This is a genomic window from Cellulomonas sp. Y8, from assembly GCF_008033115.1.
In the GTDB taxonomy this organism is placed as follows: Bacteria; Actinomycetota; Actinomycetes; order Actinomycetales; family Cellulomonadaceae; genus Cellulomonas.
The window spans coordinates 1,879,176-1,895,479 of record NZ_CP041203.1 but is presented as its reverse complement, the minus strand read 5'-3'; the positions used below and the strand labels follow the sequence as shown (position 1 = coordinate 1,895,479).

The window sequence follows — 16,304 nt, the reverse complement described above, 5'->3', positions numbered from 1 at the left end:
GGCCGATCCTCGCGCGTGCCGAGCGCGGTGCTTCGCGCCGAGCGCGGTAGATGGAACGACCGCGCCCGGCGGGAACCACCGCGGTCGCTGGGGCCCACCGCGCTCGGCGACGGGGCGCCCCGGGGCGGGGTAGAGGCGGATGCTCCGAGCCGGCGGGCACCGCCGCCTGACCCCCCGCCCGGTCAGGCGCGGGTCAGGCGGAGGGTCACCACCTGGAACGGCCCCAGGTCCAGCGTCAGCGCGCCGTCGCCCGCGTCGGCGAGCGGCGCCAGGGCCGCCACCTCCGGGTCCTCGCGCTCGAGCAGGTCGCGCACCGACGCCCCCGCGCAGGCGAACCCCGGTCGCACCACCGCCCGGGACCGCCCGCCGCGGGCCTCGTAGAGCCGCACGACGACGTCCCCCGACCGGTCGTCGGCGAGCTTCACGGCCTCGACGACCGCGCCCTCGACGGCGACCAGCGGCTCGACCGGGCCCGCGCCCCGCACCCTGCGGTCCGGCAGGTTGATCCGGTACCCCTCGCGCACGGCCTCGTCGATCCCCGCGCCGGGCACGAGCGCGTACCGCATCGTGTGCCGGCCCTGGTCGGTCTCCGGGTCGGGGTACCGCGGCGCCCGGACGAGCGACAGCCGGACCGTCGTGGCCCCGGCGCCGCGCGCGTCCCCGGGTCCGGGGCGGCCGACGTCGTGCCCGTAGGTCGAGTCGTTGACGACCGCGACGCCGTAGCCGGGCTCGGCGACGTGCAGCCACCGGTGGGCGCAGATCTCGAACCGGGCGGCGTCCCAGGAGGTGTTGGTGTGGGTCGCCCGGTCCACGTGGCCGAACTGCGTCTCCGCCGTCGACCGCTCGGCGTGCACCGCCAGCGGGAACGCCGCCTTGAGCAGGGTCTCGCGCTCGTGCCAGTCGACGTCGAGGGCCAGGTCGACCCGCCGCTCGCCCGCCGCCAGCGCGATCGTCTGCACGTACGCGGAGTCGCCGTCGTGCCGGGTGACCCGGACCTCGGCGCGCGCGGGGTCCGCGTCGTCGACGTCCAGCGCGGTCACCGACCGGACCTCGCGCACGCGGTGGCGGTAGAACTCGTCGACGTCCCACGCGTCGAACCGCACGGGCTGGTCGGGGTGCAGCTGCAGCACGTTCGCGGAGGTCCCGGGTGCCAGCACCTCGCGGTCGGCGACGAGGTCCCGCACCGACCCGATGGTGCCGTCCGCGTCGACCCGCACCCGCAGCACGCCGTTGTCGAGCACGACGGCGTCGCCCTCGCGGGACACGGCCACGGCCCCGGGCGGGACCGCCGCGACCGCCGCCGCCAGCGCCGGCACCCCGGCCCGGTCGTGCGGGGCGGCGTTCGCGAGCACCTCGACGTCGCCCGGCCCGGCGGCCGCGGCCAGCGCCTCGCCGACCAGCGCCTCGAGCTCGCCCGCCAGCCGGCGGTAGGTGTCCCGGGCCTCGCGGTGCACCCAGGCGATGCTGCTGCCGGGCAGGATGTCGTGGAACTGCAGCAGCAGGGTGTCCTGCCAGAGCCGGTCCAGGTGCTCGTACGGGTAGTCGGCCCCGGCGCGGACGGCGGCGGTCGCGGCCCACAGCTCGGCCTCGCGCAGCAGGTGCTCGGTGCGCCGGTTGCCCTGCTTCATGGCGAGCTGGCTGGTGTACGTGCCGCGGTGGAACTCCAGGTACATCTCGCCGGACCACACCGGCGCCTGCGGGTACTCGGCCTCGGCCGCGGCGAAGAACTCGGCCGGCGTCTCGACGACGACCCGCGGCGAGCCCTCCAGGTCGGCCACCCGGCGCGCGGTCTCCATCATCTCGCGGGTGGGTCCACCGCCGCCGTCGCCGTAGCCGAACGGGAGCAGGCTGCGGTTGGCCGGCCCGGCGTCGGCGAAGTTCGCCACCCCGTAGGCGAGCTGCTCGCCCGAGAGCTTCGCGCCGTAGGTGTCGGCGGGCGGGAAGTGCGTGAACACCCGCGAGCCGTCGATGCCCTCCCACCAGAACGTGTGGTGCGGGAACCGGTTGGTGGTGTTCCAGGACATCTTCTGCGACAGGAACCACCGCGCGCCGGCGAGCCGGGCGAGCTGCGGGAACGCGCCGGTGTAGCCGAAGGAGTCGGGCAGCCAGACCTCGGGCTGCTCCTCGACGCCGAGCTCCCGCGCGAAGTACCGCCGGCCCTGCACGAGCTGCCGGGCGAGCGCCTCGCCCCGCCGGGCAGGTTGGTGTCGGACTCGACCCACATGCCGCCGACCGGGACGAACTGCCCCGACGCGACCTTCTCCCGGATCCGGGCGAACACGTGCGGGTGGTGCTCCTGGACCCACGCGTACTGCTGCGCCGAGGAGCAGGCGAACCGCAGGTCCGGGTAGGCGTCGGCGAGCGCGGCGACGTTCGAGAACGTGCGGGCGCACTTGCGGACGGTCTCCCGCACCGGCCACATCCAGGCGGAGTCGATGTGCGCGTGCCCGACGGCGGACACGCGGTGCGCGCTCGGCGCGGCCGGAGGCGAGCAGCTCGGCCAGCTCCGCGCGGGCGGCGGCGGCCGTGCCCGGGACGTCCCGGACGTCGAGCGCGTCGACGGCCCGCTCCAGCCCGGAGCGGACGCGCTCGCGGCGCGGGTCGTTCGCCGGGAGCTGGAGGGCGAGCTCGTGCAGCACCTGGACGTCGAGCGCCAGCGCCTGCACCTCCTCGTCCAGCACCGCGACCTCGGCCCGGGCGAGCCGGTAGAGCAGCACGTCCGGGACGGTGTCCAGGTCGCCGAGGTCGGTGGTGGGCGAGCCGCCGATCGACGGGTTGGCCGCGGCCTCGACGTACAGGTCGACCACCTCGCCGCCGCGGGCCGGGTCCGCGACGGGCACGTACAGGTTGCGCGGCTCGATGCCCTTGAGCGGCACGCCGTCGGGCGTGTAGACGAGCCCCTCCGCCTCGAAGCCGGGTCCGCCGGTGCGGAAGCCGAGGTCGACGAGCACCTCGACGCGCCGGCCGGACATCTCGGGCGGGACGACGCCGCGCAGGCGGAACCAGCTCGTGGACCACGCGCGGCCCCACGGCTCCCCGACGGCCGTCGGGGCGAACGGCAGCCGGGCGGCCTCGGCGAACGGCACGGGCTCGCCGGGCAGGTGGACGACCGTGACCTCCAGCGGGGTGCGGTGCGTGTGGACGACCGGCAGCACCCGGTCCCTCAGGACGCGGTCGATGCGGGCGGTGAGGTCGGACAGGGTGCGGTGCACGGCTCTCCTCGGCGTGGTGCCGCGCGGCTCCGTCCGCGGCGCGGGCCTGACGGGCCCGCGTCCCGGGGACCGTGCGACGCCGGACGGATGTAGGAACGTTGCCACACTAGAGGATGTGCGACTTCGCACACCAGGGCATCGCCCGGATGTGGGACAGAGGGCGGCGCACCACTTCCCCGCGCGCCGCAGGAGAACCGCTTCTACCCTCGCAGCGCGGGGTGCAGCAGCAGCGGCCCGCGACGGGGCGGGGAGGCGGGACCGTGGACGTCACGATCGACCTGGGGCGGCCGACGCAGCCGTCGGTGATCGCCGTGCGCGGCGACCTCGACGTGCACAGCGCGTCGGCCCTGCGCGAAGCGCTGCACTGCCTGCTGGGCGCGACCGGCGAGGAGCTCACGGTCGACGCGACCGCGGTGCGAGTCGTCGACGAGGCCGGGCGCAGCACGCTCGAGGCGGTGCAGCGGCACTGCCGGGAGTTCGGCGGCCAGGTCCGGCTGCCGGCCTGACCCCGGCGCGGTGAGGTCGGCCCGACCCGGTGAGGTCGTCACAAGCCGGTGAGGTCGTCACAATCGGGTGAGGTCGTCACTCGTGAGTGACGACCGCGCGCCGTTGTGCCGACCTCACGCCGGGCCCGAGGCCCGCCCGGCGCGCCGGCGGGTCAGCGGGCGCGGAGCGCCGCGACCTGCGCGGCCGTGAGGCGGCGGTGGGGGACGCCCGCGAGCAGCAGCACGACCTGCGCCGCGGCCTCCAGCTCCTCCGCCAGGTCGAGCGCGGCGGGCAGGTGCGCCCCCGCGACCAGCGAGCCGTGGTTGGCCAGCAGCATCGCCGGCGCGTCGGCCGCCAGCGCCGCGACCCCCGCGGCCAGGGCCGCCGACCCCGGCAGCGCGAACGGCGCCACGGGCAGGTCGCCGAGCCGCATCACCTGGTACGGCGTCACCGCCGGCAGCGGCCCGGTCGCCGTCTCCCGGGGCAGGGCGGCGGGCTCGAGGCAGGAGGCGGCGACGGCGGCGGGGGAGTGCAGGTGCACCACGGCGACGGCGTCGGGGCGCGCGGCGTACACGGCGCGGTGCAGCGGGAGCTCCTTGGACGGGACCGGGTCGCTCGGGTCACCGCTCGGGGGCCCCGGCTCGACGGCCGCGACGGCCAGGTCCCGCGGGCCGACGCGGGACAGGCTCGACCCGGTCGGCGTGATCAGCAGCGACGACCCGGCCCGGACGCTGACGTTGCCGGACCCGCCGGGTGACAACCCGCGAGCGGCCAGGTGCCGGCAGGCCGTGACGAGCGGCTCGCGGGCGGCGTCGACGGTCGCCGCCTCGAGCTCGAGGCGGTCCGGGCCGGGAGGGACGGCCCACGGGTCCCAGGTGCCTCTGGGGCGTTCCTCGGTCACGGGCACGCCTCCCACGCCGTCGTGAACAGGTCCGGGCCCCCGAAGTTGCCCGACTTGAGCAGCACCGCGACGGCCGGCCCGTCGACCGGCACCATCCACGGGACGCCGGGCGCCGCAGCCGGCCCGACCCGCAGCACGCCGAGCCCGAGCGCCGCGGCGACGGCCCCCGAGGTCTCCCCGCCCGCGACCAGCAACCTGCCGACGCCGAGGTCCCGGACGGTTCGCGCTGCGACCTCGCCCGCGGCGCGCTCCAGCACCGCCGCCGCCCGCCGGACCCCCAGCCGCTCCTGGGTGCCGCGGACCGCGTCCGGGTCGGCCGACGACGACACCAGCACCGGGCCGGGGCCGTCCGCGTAGGCGGCGCGCAGCGCGTCGAGCACCGCGGCGAGCGCGCCGTCGGGGTCGGCGGCCAGCGCGTCGGCGTCGAGCGGGACCCGCGGGCCCGGGAACCGGTCGACCTGCTCGCGGGTGCGGGCCGAGCAGGAGCCGGAGACGATCAGCGCCCGGCCGCGGGAGGCCCGGGGTGCGGGGGCGTCGGCCGGCTCCGCCGCGTCGTGCGCCCAGGAGCGCGCGAGCGCGGCGGCGAACCCGGCCGCGCCGCCGAGCAGCACCGGCCGCCCGTCGACCCGGGGGTCGCCGCCGGCCCCGACGACCCGCGCCAGCGCGTCCAGGTCCTCGTCCGTCACTGCGTCCGCCAGCACGTGCCCGACCCCGCCGTCGGCGACCCGCGCCAGCGCAGCGCCGGCGTCCGGACCCCGCAGCGCCCCCCACGGCAGCAGCCGCACCCCGCGCGGCGTCTGCCGTCCCAGCACCCGCACGAGGTCGGGGTCGGTCATCGGCGTGAGCGGGTGGTGCCGGAGCGGCGACTCCGACAGCAGCCGGTCGCCGACGAACAGGTGCCCCTGGTACTGCGTCCGCCCGGCGCGCGGCGTCGCGGGCGTCCCGACCGCCACGGCCCCCGGCCCGAGCAGGTCGAGCAGCGCGTCGGCGACCGGCCCGATGGTGCCCTCGTCGGTGGAGTCGAAGGTCGAGCAGTACTTCTGGTAGACGGCCGACGCGCCGCGGTCGAGCAGCCAGGACGCCGCTGCGACCGACTCCGCGACCGCCTGCGGAGCGGGCGCGGTGCGGGTGCGCAGCGCGACGACGGCGGCGTCGCACGGCGGCAGGTCGAGCGCCGGCGCCCGGCACCCCGAGGACGACGACGGCGGAGCCGCCCGCGTCCCGGACGGCGTCGGCCAGGTCGCACGCTCCGGTGACGTCGTCGGCGACGACGCCGAGCCGGGGTCCGGCCGCGACGCCGAGCCGGGGTCCGGTCACGGCGCCGCCCCGGTGTCCGCGACCACGACCCGCTCGCACCGCTCGCGCAGCATCGCGAGCTGCTCCGGCGTCGCCTCGTCGTCGACGACCACGGCGTGCGCGTCCTCGAGCCCCAGCACCCGCATCGGCGCCCGGGCCGCGAGCTTGCGGTGGTCGAGCAGCAGGACGACCCGGTCGGCGATCGCGGCCATCGCCCGCTTGGTGTCGGCGTCCCAGGGGTCGGCGGAGTAGACGCCGCCCGGGCCCGCGGCGGTGGCGGACAGCACGGCGACGTCCACGGCCAGGTCCGCGAGGCCCGCGCGCGTCGCGGGGCCGGCGAACGAGCGGGTCGCCCGGTGGAACGTCCCGCCGAGCGCCACCACCTCGAGGTCGTCGCGGCCGGTGCACGCGGTGATGACCGGGACCGAGTGCGTGATCACCGTGAGCCCCTGCGGCAGCCGCCGGGCGAGGGTCGCCACCGTCGTGCCGGCGTCGAGCGCCACCACCCCCGCGTCGGCGAGCAGCGGCAGCGCGGCGCGGGCGATCGCGTCCTTCTCGCGGGCGGCCTCGCCCCGGCGCAGCTCGAACGGCGGGGCGGCGCTGCCGTCGACCAGGGACGCGCCGCCGACGACGCGCCGGACCCGGCCCTCGGCCGCGAGCTGCCCGAGGTCGCGGCGGATCGTCATCTCCGAGACGCCGAGCTCGGCCGCGGCGGTGCTCGACGAGACGTAGCCGGACTCCTCGAGCCGGCGCAGCAGCTCGTCCCGGCGGCGGGGGGCGGCGGAGTAGCGCACGGACGCCATCCAACAGTCGCCCGGCACGGATGTCAACGAGCGCACACGGTTGACCGATCTGTTCGACACCGCACAGACTGCTGCCGTGAGCCGCCTGCTCGGACTCGGCATCGACGTCGGGACCACGAACACGAAGGTCGCGCTCGTCGCCGCGCCGAGGTCGGCCGCCGACGGGGTCGTCGAGCTGCTCGCGGTGGCGTCCGCGCCGACGCCCGGGCCCGCGGACCTCGACCGGGTGCTGCGGCAGCTCGCCGTCCGCGCGCTCGCGGCGGCGGGCCGGGTCGAGGTGCCCGGACCGCCCGGACCTCCCCGCTTCCGCCGGGCCGCCCCCGTCCCCCTCGCCGTCGGCGTCGCCTCGATGGCCGAGACCGGCGTCCCTCTCGACGCGCGCGACCGCCCCCTCGGGACCTGGCTGCGCTGGGACGGCCAGCGGGCCGCGGCCGAGGCGGCGGCGCTCGCCGACCGGCTCGGCGCCACCGCGCTGTTCGAGGCCACCGGCGTGCGCCCGAGCGCCAAGGTGCCGCTCGCGACGCTGGCCTGGCTCGCGGCGCACGACCCCGACCGGGCCGGCGCGCTCGCCCGGTGGGCGGGGGTCGCGGACCTCGCGGCGCTCGGCCTGACCGGCGACCTCGTCACCGACCACACGCTCGCCGGCCGCTCGATGGCCTACCGCCTGCCCGCGGTGGGCGCGGCGCTGCCGGCGGCGTTCGACGCGGAGCTGCTGGCCGAGGTCGGCCTGCGCCCGGAGCACCTGCCGCGCGTCGCCGCCCCCGGTTCGGTCGCCGGGACCGTCCGGCCGGGCGCCTGGGTCGCCGCCGGCCTGCGCGCCGGCACGCCCGTCACCGTCGCCGGCCACGACCACGCGGTCGGGGCCTGGGCCGCGGGCGTCCGGGAGCCCGGGAGCACCGCGGACTCGATCGGCACCGCGGAGGCGGTCTGCACCGTGCTGGCGGCCGACCCGGTGCGCGCCGACGTCGCGCGCGCCGGGATGAGCCTGGTCCGCACCGTCGTCGGCCGGCCCGCGCTGCTCGCCGGGTCGTCGAGCGCGGGGGCGATGGTGCGGTGGTGGCTCGAGCACGAGGCGGACGGACGCCCGGCGGGGGACCTGTTCGCCGCGGTCGCCGCGCTGCCCGACGACGCCCGCCCCGACCGCGCCACCGGACCGGTCGTCCTCCCGTACGTCTCGGGCCGCCAGACGCCCGACCCCGACCCGGCCGCCCACGCCCGGGTCGTCGGGGACCGCGCGGCCCACGACGCGGTGGCGCTGACGGCCGCGATGGTCGACGGCCTCGCGCTGCAGGCCCGGTGGATGCTCGACGCGCAGCTGGCGCTGGGTGCCGCCGCCGACCCGACCCTGCGCCCGGACCGGCTCGTCGTGCTCGGCGGCCCCGCGACCCGGAACGCGGCGTGGATGCGCGCCAAGGCCGAGCTGAGCCCCGTGCCGGTGCGGCTCGTCGACTGCGCCGAGCCGGTCGCGGCCGGCGCTGCCCTCCTGGCCCTGCACCGCGCCGGCCTGCTCGACCCGGACGACCCACCCGTGCTGCCCACCCTGCCTGGGCTGCCCGGCGGGGAGCCGCTGCCGCCGCCGCACCCTCACGCCGACGCGGCGCTGGCCCGGTTCACCCGCGCCGCCCGCGACCCCGACGACCTCGCCCCGACCCCCGGAGGACACCCGTGACCGCACCGACGCTCGACGCCATCGCCCGCCCGTCCGGCGCGCTCGCGATGGTCGCGATGGACCAGCGCGAGAGCCTGCGCCACATGTTCGACCAGGCCGGAGCCGGCCGCGTCGACGACGAGCGCATGGTCGCGTTCAAGCTCGACGTCGCCCGGGCGCTGAGCCCGCTGGCCTCCGGGTTCCTCATCGACCGCGAGTACGGCGTCGAGCGCGCGGCCCCGCTGCTGCCGCCGTCGTGCGGGCTGATCCTCGCCGCCGACGCGCTGGAGCAGGAGCCGGGCGGCCCGGTCGAGGAGACGGGGCTGGACGAGGTCGTCGTCGCCCCGGACTCCGACCTGCACGGCGCCGTCGCGGTCAAGCTGCTGGTGATCTGGCGCCGGGACGCGCGCCGCGAGCAGCGCGTGGAGCTCGCCCGGCGGTTCATCGAGGTCGCCGCCGCTCGGGGGGTGCTGTCGGTGCTGGAGCCGGTGGTGCGGGCGACGCCCGAAGAGACCGCGGCGGGGACCTGGGACACCGAGGTCGCGATCGCGGAGGCCGCGCGCGAGCTGTCCGCGCTCCGCCCGAGCCTCTACAAGGTGCAGGTGCCGCTGGGCGGCCGCGCCGAGCCGGCGGAGCTCGAGCGGGCGTGCGCCACGCTGGGCGAGGCCGTCACGGGCCCGTGGGTCGTGCTGTCGCAGGGCGTCGACCGCGACGACTTCGCCGGGGCCGTGCGCGCGGCCTGCCGGGGCGGGGCGAGCGGGTTCCTGGCCGGGCGGGCACTGTGGAGCGACGTCGTCGGCCGTCCGGACGTGCCGGCAGCGCTCGCGGAGGTGTCGGTGCCGCGGCTGGAGCGGCTCGTCGAGCTGGTCGACGCGGAGGCCCGGCCGTGGACCGCGGCGTGACGCCCGCGCCCGCGGCGCCCGGCGCGGCCGGCACCGCCGGGCTGCTGCACACCGTCCCGGCGCTCGCGGCCCGGTTCGACGCCGACCTCGACGCCGCGGCCCCGGGCCTGCGCCGGCTGCACGTGGTCGACGGGTGGCTGCTGGCCACCGCCGTGGCGTCCGGCGTCACGCCCGAGGTCGAGGCGGCCGTGCTCGCGCACGTCCGGCACCTCGCCGACGCGGGCGCGTCCGCGGTCCTCGTCACCTGCTCGTCCGTGGGGGAGGCGGCCGAGACCGCCGCGGCACGCGTCGACGTCCCCGTGCTCCGGGTCGACGCCCCGATGGCGCGGGAGGCGGTCGCCGCGGCCACGGAACCCGGCGCCCGCGGCCGGGTGGCCGTCCTCGCCACGCTCGCCTCGACGCTCGGTCCGACCGGCCGGCTCGTGGCGCGCGCCGCGGCGGACGTGGGCGCGGCGGTCGAGGTCGACGCCCGGGTGGTCGACGGCGCCGCGGCCGCGCGGGACGCCGGGGACGGCGACCGGGCCGACGCCCTCGTCGCCCGGGCGGTCGCGGAGGCCGCGGCCGGGGCCGACGCGGTGGTGCTGGCGCAGGCGTCGATGGCGGGCGCGGCCGCGCGGGCGGAGGCGCCGGTCCCCGTGCTCACCTCGCCCGCGGGCGGGCTCGCGGCGCTGGTCGCCGCGCTGGCGGGAGGCGCCCGGTGACCGCCGCCGACCACGGCGTGCACCTGCTCGCCTACACCGAGCGGCTCGGCGGCGACCTCGCGGGCGTGCGCGCGCTGCTGCGCGACGGCCCGCTCGCGGTGTTCCGCGGCGTGCACCTGCTGCCGTTCTTCGTGCCGTTCGACGGCGACGACGCCGGCTTCGACCCGGTCGACCACAACGCCGTCGACCCGCGCCTCGGCACCTGGGACGACGTGCGGGCGCTCGCCGCCGACGGCGTCCACGTGACCGCGGACCTCATCGTCAACCACGTGTCGGCGGACTCGGCCGAGTTCCGCGACTGGCTGGCCCGGGGCGCGCAGTCGCCGGCCGACGGCATGTTCCTCACCTACGACACGGTGTTCCCGGCCGGTGCCGGCGAGCGCGAGATCACGGCGTTCTACCGGCCGCGGCTCGGCCTGCCGTTCACGCCGTACCAGCGGGCCGACGGCTCCCGGCGGCTGGTGTGGACGACGTTCATGCCGACGCAGGTCGACCTCGACGTGCAGCACCCGGCCGCCCGCGCCTACCTGCGCCGCACCCTGCGCACGCTCGCCGACGGCGGGGTGTCGACGGTCCGGCTGGACGCGGTCGGCTACGCGGTGAAGACGCCGGGCACCGACTCGTTCATGACACCGGAGACGCTGGCCTTCGTCGAGGACATCACCGCCCTGGCGCAGGCCGAAGGGCTGCAGGTGCTGGTCGAGGTGCACGCGCACCACACCCAGCAGGCGGCGATCGCCCCGCTCGTTGACCTGGTCTACGACTTCGCGCTGCCGCCGCTGCTGCTGCACGGGCTGGCGACGGGGCGGACCGACCTGCTGGCGCGCTGGCTGGACATCCGGCCCCGCAACGCCATCACCGTGCTCGACACCCACGACGGCATCGGCGTGATCGACGCGGGCCCGGCGGGCGACCGGCCCGGCCTGCTGTCGACCGAGGAGATGGCGGGCGTCTTCGCGGAGGCCGAGCGCCGGACCGCGGGCCGGTCGGCGCTCGCGTCCACCACGCCCGCGTGGGCCGCGATGCCGCACCAGATCAACGCGACGTTCTTCTCGGTGCTCGGCGAGGACCCGGTCGCGTACCTGCTCGCCCGCGCCGTGCAGCTGTTCGTGCCCGGCCGGCCGCAGATCTACTACGTCGGGCTGCTCGCCGGGACGGACGACATGGACCGGTTCGCGCGCACTGGGCAGGGCCGCGAGGTGAACCGGCACGTCTACGACGCGGCCGAGCTCGCCGCGGCGCTCGCGGGCGAGGTGACGCGGGCGCAGCTCGGGCTCGTCGCGCTGCGGACCCGGCACCCGGCGTTCGGGGGCGCGTTCGCGTCCCGGGAGGACGGGCCGGGGCGGCTGGTGCTCGGCTGGGACGACGGCGCGGGCGCCACGGCGGTGCTGACCGTCGACCTGACGCCGGGGGCGCCGGCGTTCGCGGTCGAGGTGGCCGGCGGGCCGGAGGGCGCCGCGCGGTACGCGTCGGTCGCGGACCTGGCGGCGCTCGCGGAGGACGGGCTCGGGCGGGGGCCGGGACCGGGCTGACGGCCGGCCCCGGCGCCCGGTCCGTGCACCCGGAGGGCTGGCTAGCCGCCGAGGCAGTCGCCGCTGCCGCTGTAGCAGGGGACGTAGTCGGGTCCGGGCCGGTTGTCCGGCGGGTCGACGGCGAACCGGTCCGACGGCACGGCGAGCAGGAACGCCGCCACCAGCCCGACGACCAGCAGCGCCGTGCCCGCCACGACCGCCCTGGTGTGCTCGCCGACGATCGCCGCGGCCGTGCCGACCAGCAGCAGCGCGACGCACGCGGCCGCGGTGACGACGTACCGGGTGCCGTCCTCCGGGCTCGCGACGTTCTGCTCGCCGAAGAACGCCAGGTACACGTCGAGGTACTGCCAGAACAGCACCGGGATCAGCGCCGCCCCGCCGAGCAGCGCGACGACCTCGACCACGCGGGCAAGCTCGGAGCGGCGTCGGTCGCGCGCGGCGCGGGCCCCGGGGTCGTCCGGCGGCGCGGGGCGTGCGGGGTCCCGGTCGTCGTCCAGCCGTGCCTCGGCCATCGCGCCCCCGTCCGTCGTGCTGCCGAGTGTGGCAGCGCGGGGGCGGCTCGCGGGGGCGATCCCACGACGAGATCCACGAGGTGCCGGCGTTGACCCGCCTCGCGCCGGTGTGGTTACGTCGTCGTATGGCATCGATGCCACATCCGCCGACCAGCGACGACGCCCCGGCCCCCTTGCGCTCCCGGGACGGGCGCGTCCTCGACCTCGCCGGCCCTGGCTGGCTGGTCCGCGAGGCGCTCGGCGACACCTGGCAGTGGTACGTCGACGCGCCGGTCGCGGCCGGGAACAACGCCGCCGACGCCGCCCGGGCCGCCGCCACGACCCCCGGCTGGTGGCCCGCGACCGTGCCCGGCTCGGTGGTCACCGACCTGGCGCGCGCCGGCGAGCTGCCCGACCCGTACCGGGACCGGAACAGCCGCGCCGCCGAGTGGACCGGCGCCCGGCACTGGGTCTACCGCCGCACCGTCGACCTGCCGGCGCGCGGGCCGGGGGAGCGGGCCGTGCTGGAGCTCGACGGCGTCGACCCGTCGGGCACGGTGCTCTGGGACGGGGAGCCGCTCGGCCGTGTCGAGGGGCTGTACCACCGGTTCCGGGCGGAGGTCCCGACCGCTGCGGCGACCCCGGGCACGCACCGGCTGGCCGTCGTCGTCGACCCGGTGCCGCCGAACGAGCCGCAGGTCGGGCGCACCGAGCGCGTCCGGGTGCACCGGCCTCGGATGACCGAGGGCTGGGACTTCTGCCCGCGGCTGCCGCACCAGGGCCTGTGGCGCCCGGCCCGCGTCGTGATCGACCGGGTGCACCTCGCGGAGGTGACCGTCCGGGCGGACCTCGCGGCCGCCGAGGTCGGTGGTTCGGCTCGAGATCGGTGCTCTGAAGCACCGATCTCGGCCGGAAGCACCGATCTCGGGGCCGCGGTCGACGGGACCGTACGGGTGCGCGGGATCGTCGAGGTGGGGGACGGCGGGGACGCCGCGGTCGACGTGGCGGTGCTCGACGCCTCCGGCGCCGTCGCGGCCGCTCGGCGCGTCGACCTCCCCGGTGCGCTCGACGCCCCCGGCCCGCGCCTCCCGGGCGCGACCTCCGCCCGCCCGCTCGACGTCACCCTCCGCGTCCCCGCGCCCGACCTGTGGTGGCCCCGCCGCCTCGGCACCCCCACGACGTACACCGTCCGCCTGGCCGTCGCCGACGGCGGCCGCGAGCTGTGGCGCGGCACGACCGGCTTCCGCTCCGCCCGCCTGGTCCCGAACGCGGGCGCTCCCGGTGACGCCCGCGGGTACACCGCGGAGGTCAACGGCGTCCGGCTCCCGCTCGTCGGCTGGAACTGGGCACCCGCCGACGCCCAGTACGGCACGACCACCCGCGACCGCGTCGAGCACCTGGTCGGGCTGGCCGCGGCGTCGGGCGCGGCGCTGCTGCGGGTGTGGGGCGGCGGGCTGGTCGAGACCGACACCTTCTTCGACGCCTGCGACCGCGCCGGGCTGCTGGTCTGGCAGGAGCTGTCCCAGTCGTCGTCGGGCATGCAGAGCGCGCCGGCCGAGGACGCGGAGTTCGTCGACCTCATGCGGCGCGAGGCCGCGGTCGTGGTGCCGCCGCGCACGCACCACCCGAGCCTGCTGGTCTGGGGCGGCGGCAACGAGCTCGACCTCGACGGCGTCCCGCTCGACGAGGACCGGTCGCCGGTGCTGGCGGCGCTGCGCGACGAGGTCGCCCGCCTCGACCCCGGCCGCGCGTGGCTCCCGACGTCCCCCACCGGGCCGGCGTTCCACCACCGGGCGGACGTCATCGCCGCCGCCCCGGACGACCAGCACGACGTGCACGGCCCGTGGGAGCACCAGGGCCTGACGGGCCAGCACGCCCTGGCGGACGCGGGCACCTGCCTCGCGCACAGCGAGTTCGGCGTCGAGGGCATGGCCAACCGCCGGCTGCTCGACCACCTGGTGCCCGCCGACCGGGTGTGGCCGCTCGACCGGTCGAACCCCGTGCACCGGCACCTCGGCGAGTGGTGGGACAACGCGCCGCTGGTGCAGCGGTGCTTCGGCGGTCGGCTCGCCGACGTCGACGGCTACCGGCGCGCGAGCCAGCACCTGCAGGCGACCGGCCTGGCGTACGCGGTCGAGGCGGACCGGCGCCGGTGGCCGCGGTGCTCGCTGGTGCTGCCCTGGCAGCTCGCCGAGTCGTACCCGAACACGTGGTGCACCGCGGTCGTCGACCACCTCGGCGACGCGAAGCCGGCGTTCCACGCGGTCGCCCGCGCCTTCGCCCCCGACCGCGCGACGCTGCGCACCCCGACGACCGCGTGGGGCGGCCGGGCGCACGCCGCGGCCGAGGTCTGGCTGTGGTCCGACGCGGGTGTCCGCGCCGGCTCGCGCGTGGTCGCCCGGCTGCGGACCGCCGACGGCGACGTGCTGGCCGAGCGCCGGTGGGCGGTGCCGGACGCGGTGCGGGAGCCGCGCCCGGTCGGCGACCTCCGGCACCCCGCGGCCGCGCTGCCGCGGGCGGCCGTGCTGCTCTGGGGAGGTGGTGTGGACCGCCGCGGACGGGGAGCGGCTGGACCACGAGGTGGTCGTCGCCACGTCGGCCGCCGACCTGGCGCCGCTGCTCGACCTCGCACCGGCGACCGTCGACGTCGCCGTGCGCCCGGACGGCCCGGACGCGGCGCGCGTCGAGGTCGCGCACCGCGCCGGGCCGGCGGTCGTCGGCCTCGCGCTGCTCGACGCCCGGCCCGCCGGTGCGCCCGGCCGGGCGGTCCTCGACGGCGACCCGCGGCCGCTGCTCCCCGGTGCCTCCCGCACCCTCCGCGCCCGCTGGACCGCCCCCACCCGGGGCCGCCGGCTGGTCCTCGAGGCCTGGAACCTCCCGGCCGCCGACCTCGCCCCGCTCGTCCCCGCCCACCGCGTCCCCCAGGAGGCCCGCCCGTGACCGTCACCTTCCCGCCCGGCTTCCTCTGGGGCGCCGCCACCTCGGCGTACCAGGTGGAGGGCAGCCTCGACGCCGACGGCCGCGGCCGCTCGGTCTGGGAGGAGTTCGCCGCCCGGCCCGGCGCGGTCGAGGGCGGCGGCGACGGCTCGCGCGCCTGCGACTCGTACCGGCGCTGGCGCGAGGACGTCGACCTGGTCGCCGAGCTGGGGCTCCGCGCGTACCGGTTCTCGGTGGCCTGGTCCCGGGTCGTGCCGGAGGGCCGCGGGCGCGTCGAGACCCGCGGGCTCGACCACTACGAGCGGGTCGTCGACGCCCTGCTCGAGCGGGGCGTCGAGCCGGTGCTCACGCTCAACCACTGGGACATGCCGCAGGCGCTCATGGCGGACGGCGGCTGGGCGGGCCGGTCGTCCGTCGACGCGTTCGCCGAGTACGCCGACGCGGTCGCCGGGCGGCTGGGCGACCGGGTGACGTGGTGGGTCACGCAGAACGAGCCGTGGATCGTCGCCCTGCTCGGCTACCAGCTCGGCCTGCACGCGCCGGGGGTCGCCGACCTCGGCGCCGCGGTCGCCGCCTCGCACCACGTGCTGCTCGGCCACGGCGCCGCGGCGGACGCGATCAAGGCCCACGCGCCCGGCGCCCGCACCGGCTGCGCGCTGAGCCTGTTCCCGTGCGACCCGGCGACGGGCTCCGCCGAGGACGCGGCGGCGGCCTGGGGCTCGGACGGCTACGTGAACCGGTGGTCGCTCGACCCGCTCGCGGGCCGCGGCTACCCCGACGACGCGCGGGCGCACTGGGAGCGCGCGCTCGGGCGGTCGCTGGACGACGTGATCCGCCCCGGCGACGAGGACCGGATCGGCGGCCGGCAGGACTGGATCGGCGTGAACTACTACACCCGCCGCGTCGTGGCCGCCGCGCCGACCGGCCCGGACCGGCCGTTCCCGTGGCAGGTCGTCGGGCCGTCGGGCGACGTGCGGCGCACCGACGAGGGCTGGGAGATCGTGCCCGACGCGCTGCGCGACCTGCTGCTCCGGCTGCACCGCGACCACCCGGGCTCGCCGCTGATGATCACCGAGAACGGCGGCGTGTTCGGCGACGGGCCCACCCACGACGGCCGGGTGCACGACGTCCGCCGCACCGACCTGCTGCTGGGCCACCTGCGGGCCGTGCACGAGGCGATGGCGGCCGGCGCGCCCGTCGTCGGGTACTTGCACTGGTCCCTGCTGGACAACTTCGAGTGGTCCCTCGGGTACCGGCCCCGGTTCGGGCTCGTGCACCTCGACTACCCGACCGGGCGGCGGACGGTGAAGGACTCCGGGCGGGTGTACGCGGAGATCGCCCGCACCGGCTCGCTGCCCGACGCCCCGCCCGTGATCGCCCCGTTCGGCTGACCCC

Annotated in this window: 11 protein-coding genes and 1 pseudogene; 6 read left to right on the top strand and 6 right to left on the bottom strand. The window is 78.2% G+C overall.

What is annotated here, in order from left to right; all coding sequences use genetic code 11:
• Window positions 1-182: 182 nt before the first annotated feature.
• Window positions 183-2,165 (bottom strand): alpha-mannosidase, encoded by a 1,983-nt coding sequence (locus FKM96_RS08575; RefSeq protein ID WP_371300527.1) that lies wholly within the window; start codon window positions 2,163-2,165, stop codon window positions 183-185.
• A gap of 86 nt (window positions 2,166-2,251) precedes the next feature.
• Window positions 2,252-2,422: pseudogene (locus FKM96_RS22180) on the bottom strand (hypothetical protein); the annotation flags it as partial.
• Window positions 2,423-3,472: 1,050 nt separating this feature from the next.
• Here FKM96_RS22180 and FKM96_RS20610 point away from each other — a divergent pair.
• The gene (locus FKM96_RS20610) at window positions 3,473-3,718 is read left to right on the top strand and encodes an STAS domain-containing protein (protein ID WP_168216926.1); all 246 of its coding nucleotides are present in this window, start codon (window positions 3,473-3,475) and stop codon (window positions 3,716-3,718) included.
• Between the two features lie 152 nt (window positions 3,719-3,870).
• Here the strand turns inward: FKM96_RS20610 and FKM96_RS08565 are convergent, their stop codons facing one another.
• The 3 genes from FKM96_RS08565 to FKM96_RS08555 form a co-directional block, all read right to left on the bottom strand.
• The gene (locus FKM96_RS08565) at window positions 3,871-4,599 is read right to left on the bottom strand and encodes a class II aldolase/adducin family protein (RefSeq protein ID WP_147794876.1); all 729 of its coding nucleotides are present in this window, start codon (window positions 4,597-4,599) and stop codon (window positions 3,871-3,873) included.
• Window positions 4,596-5,735: a four-carbon acid sugar kinase family protein gene (locus FKM96_RS08560; protein ID WP_246855357.1), complete on the bottom strand. Its 1,140-nt coding sequence runs from the start codon at window positions 5,733-5,735 to the stop codon at window positions 4,596-4,598. The genes FKM96_RS08565 and FKM96_RS08560 overlap by 4 nt, the downstream gene beginning before the upstream one ends.
• A gap of 177 nt (window positions 5,736-5,912) precedes the next feature.
• Window positions 5,913-6,698, bottom strand: a complete 786-nt coding sequence (locus FKM96_RS08555) for a DeoR/GlpR family DNA-binding transcription regulator (RefSeq protein ID WP_168216925.1) — start codon at window positions 6,696-6,698, stop codon at window positions 5,913-5,915.
• A 76-nt stretch (window positions 6,699-6,774) separates the two neighbouring features.
• On the opposite strand from FKM96_RS08555, the gene FKM96_RS08550 reads away from it, so the two are divergent.
• Genes FKM96_RS08550 through FKM96_RS08535 form a run of 4 tightly spaced genes read left to right on the top strand, consistent with a single transcriptional unit; the run spans window position 6,775 to window position 11,481 of the window.
• On the top strand, window positions 6,775-8,367 hold the full coding sequence (locus tag FKM96_RS08550; RefSeq protein WP_246855269.1) for an L-fuculokinase: 1,593 nt from the start codon (window positions 6,775-6,777) through the stop codon (window positions 8,365-8,367).
• Complete coding sequence (locus tag FKM96_RS08545; protein ID WP_246855268.1) at window positions 8,364-9,248, top strand: hypothetical protein; 885 nt, start codon at window positions 8,364-8,366, stop codon at window positions 9,246-9,248. Before FKM96_RS08550 ends, FKM96_RS08545 begins: the two co-directional genes overlap by 4 nt.
• Window positions 9,245-9,949, top strand: a complete 705-nt coding sequence (locus FKM96_RS08540; protein WP_210417396.1) for an aspartate/glutamate racemase family protein — start codon at window positions 9,245-9,247, stop codon at window positions 9,947-9,949. The genes FKM96_RS08545 and FKM96_RS08540 overlap by 4 nt, the downstream gene beginning before the upstream one ends.
• A complete protein-coding gene (locus tag FKM96_RS08535) occupies window positions 9,946-11,481 on the top strand; it encodes an alpha-amylase family glycosyl hydrolase (protein ID WP_147794874.1) in 1,536 nt (511 codons plus the stop codon). Before FKM96_RS08540 ends, FKM96_RS08535 begins: the two co-directional genes overlap by 4 nt.
• Window positions 11,482-11,522: 41 nt before the next feature.
• Here FKM96_RS08535 and FKM96_RS08530 read toward each other — a convergent pair whose 3' ends face one another.
• On the bottom strand, window positions 11,523-11,993 hold the full coding sequence (locus FKM96_RS08530) for a DUF6234 family protein (RefSeq protein ID WP_147794873.1): 471 nt from the start codon (window positions 11,991-11,993) through the stop codon (window positions 11,523-11,525).
• A 134-nt stretch (window positions 11,994-12,127) separates the two neighbouring features.
• Here FKM96_RS08530 and FKM96_RS21455 point away from each other — a divergent pair, with 134 nt between their 5' ends.
• Window positions 12,128-16,300, top strand: coding sequence for a GH1 family beta-glucosidase (locus FKM96_RS21455; RefSeq protein ID WP_246855267.1), 4,173 nt, complete (start codon window positions 12,128-12,130; stop codon window positions 16,298-16,300).
• Window positions 16,301-16,304 lie beyond the last annotated feature (4 nt).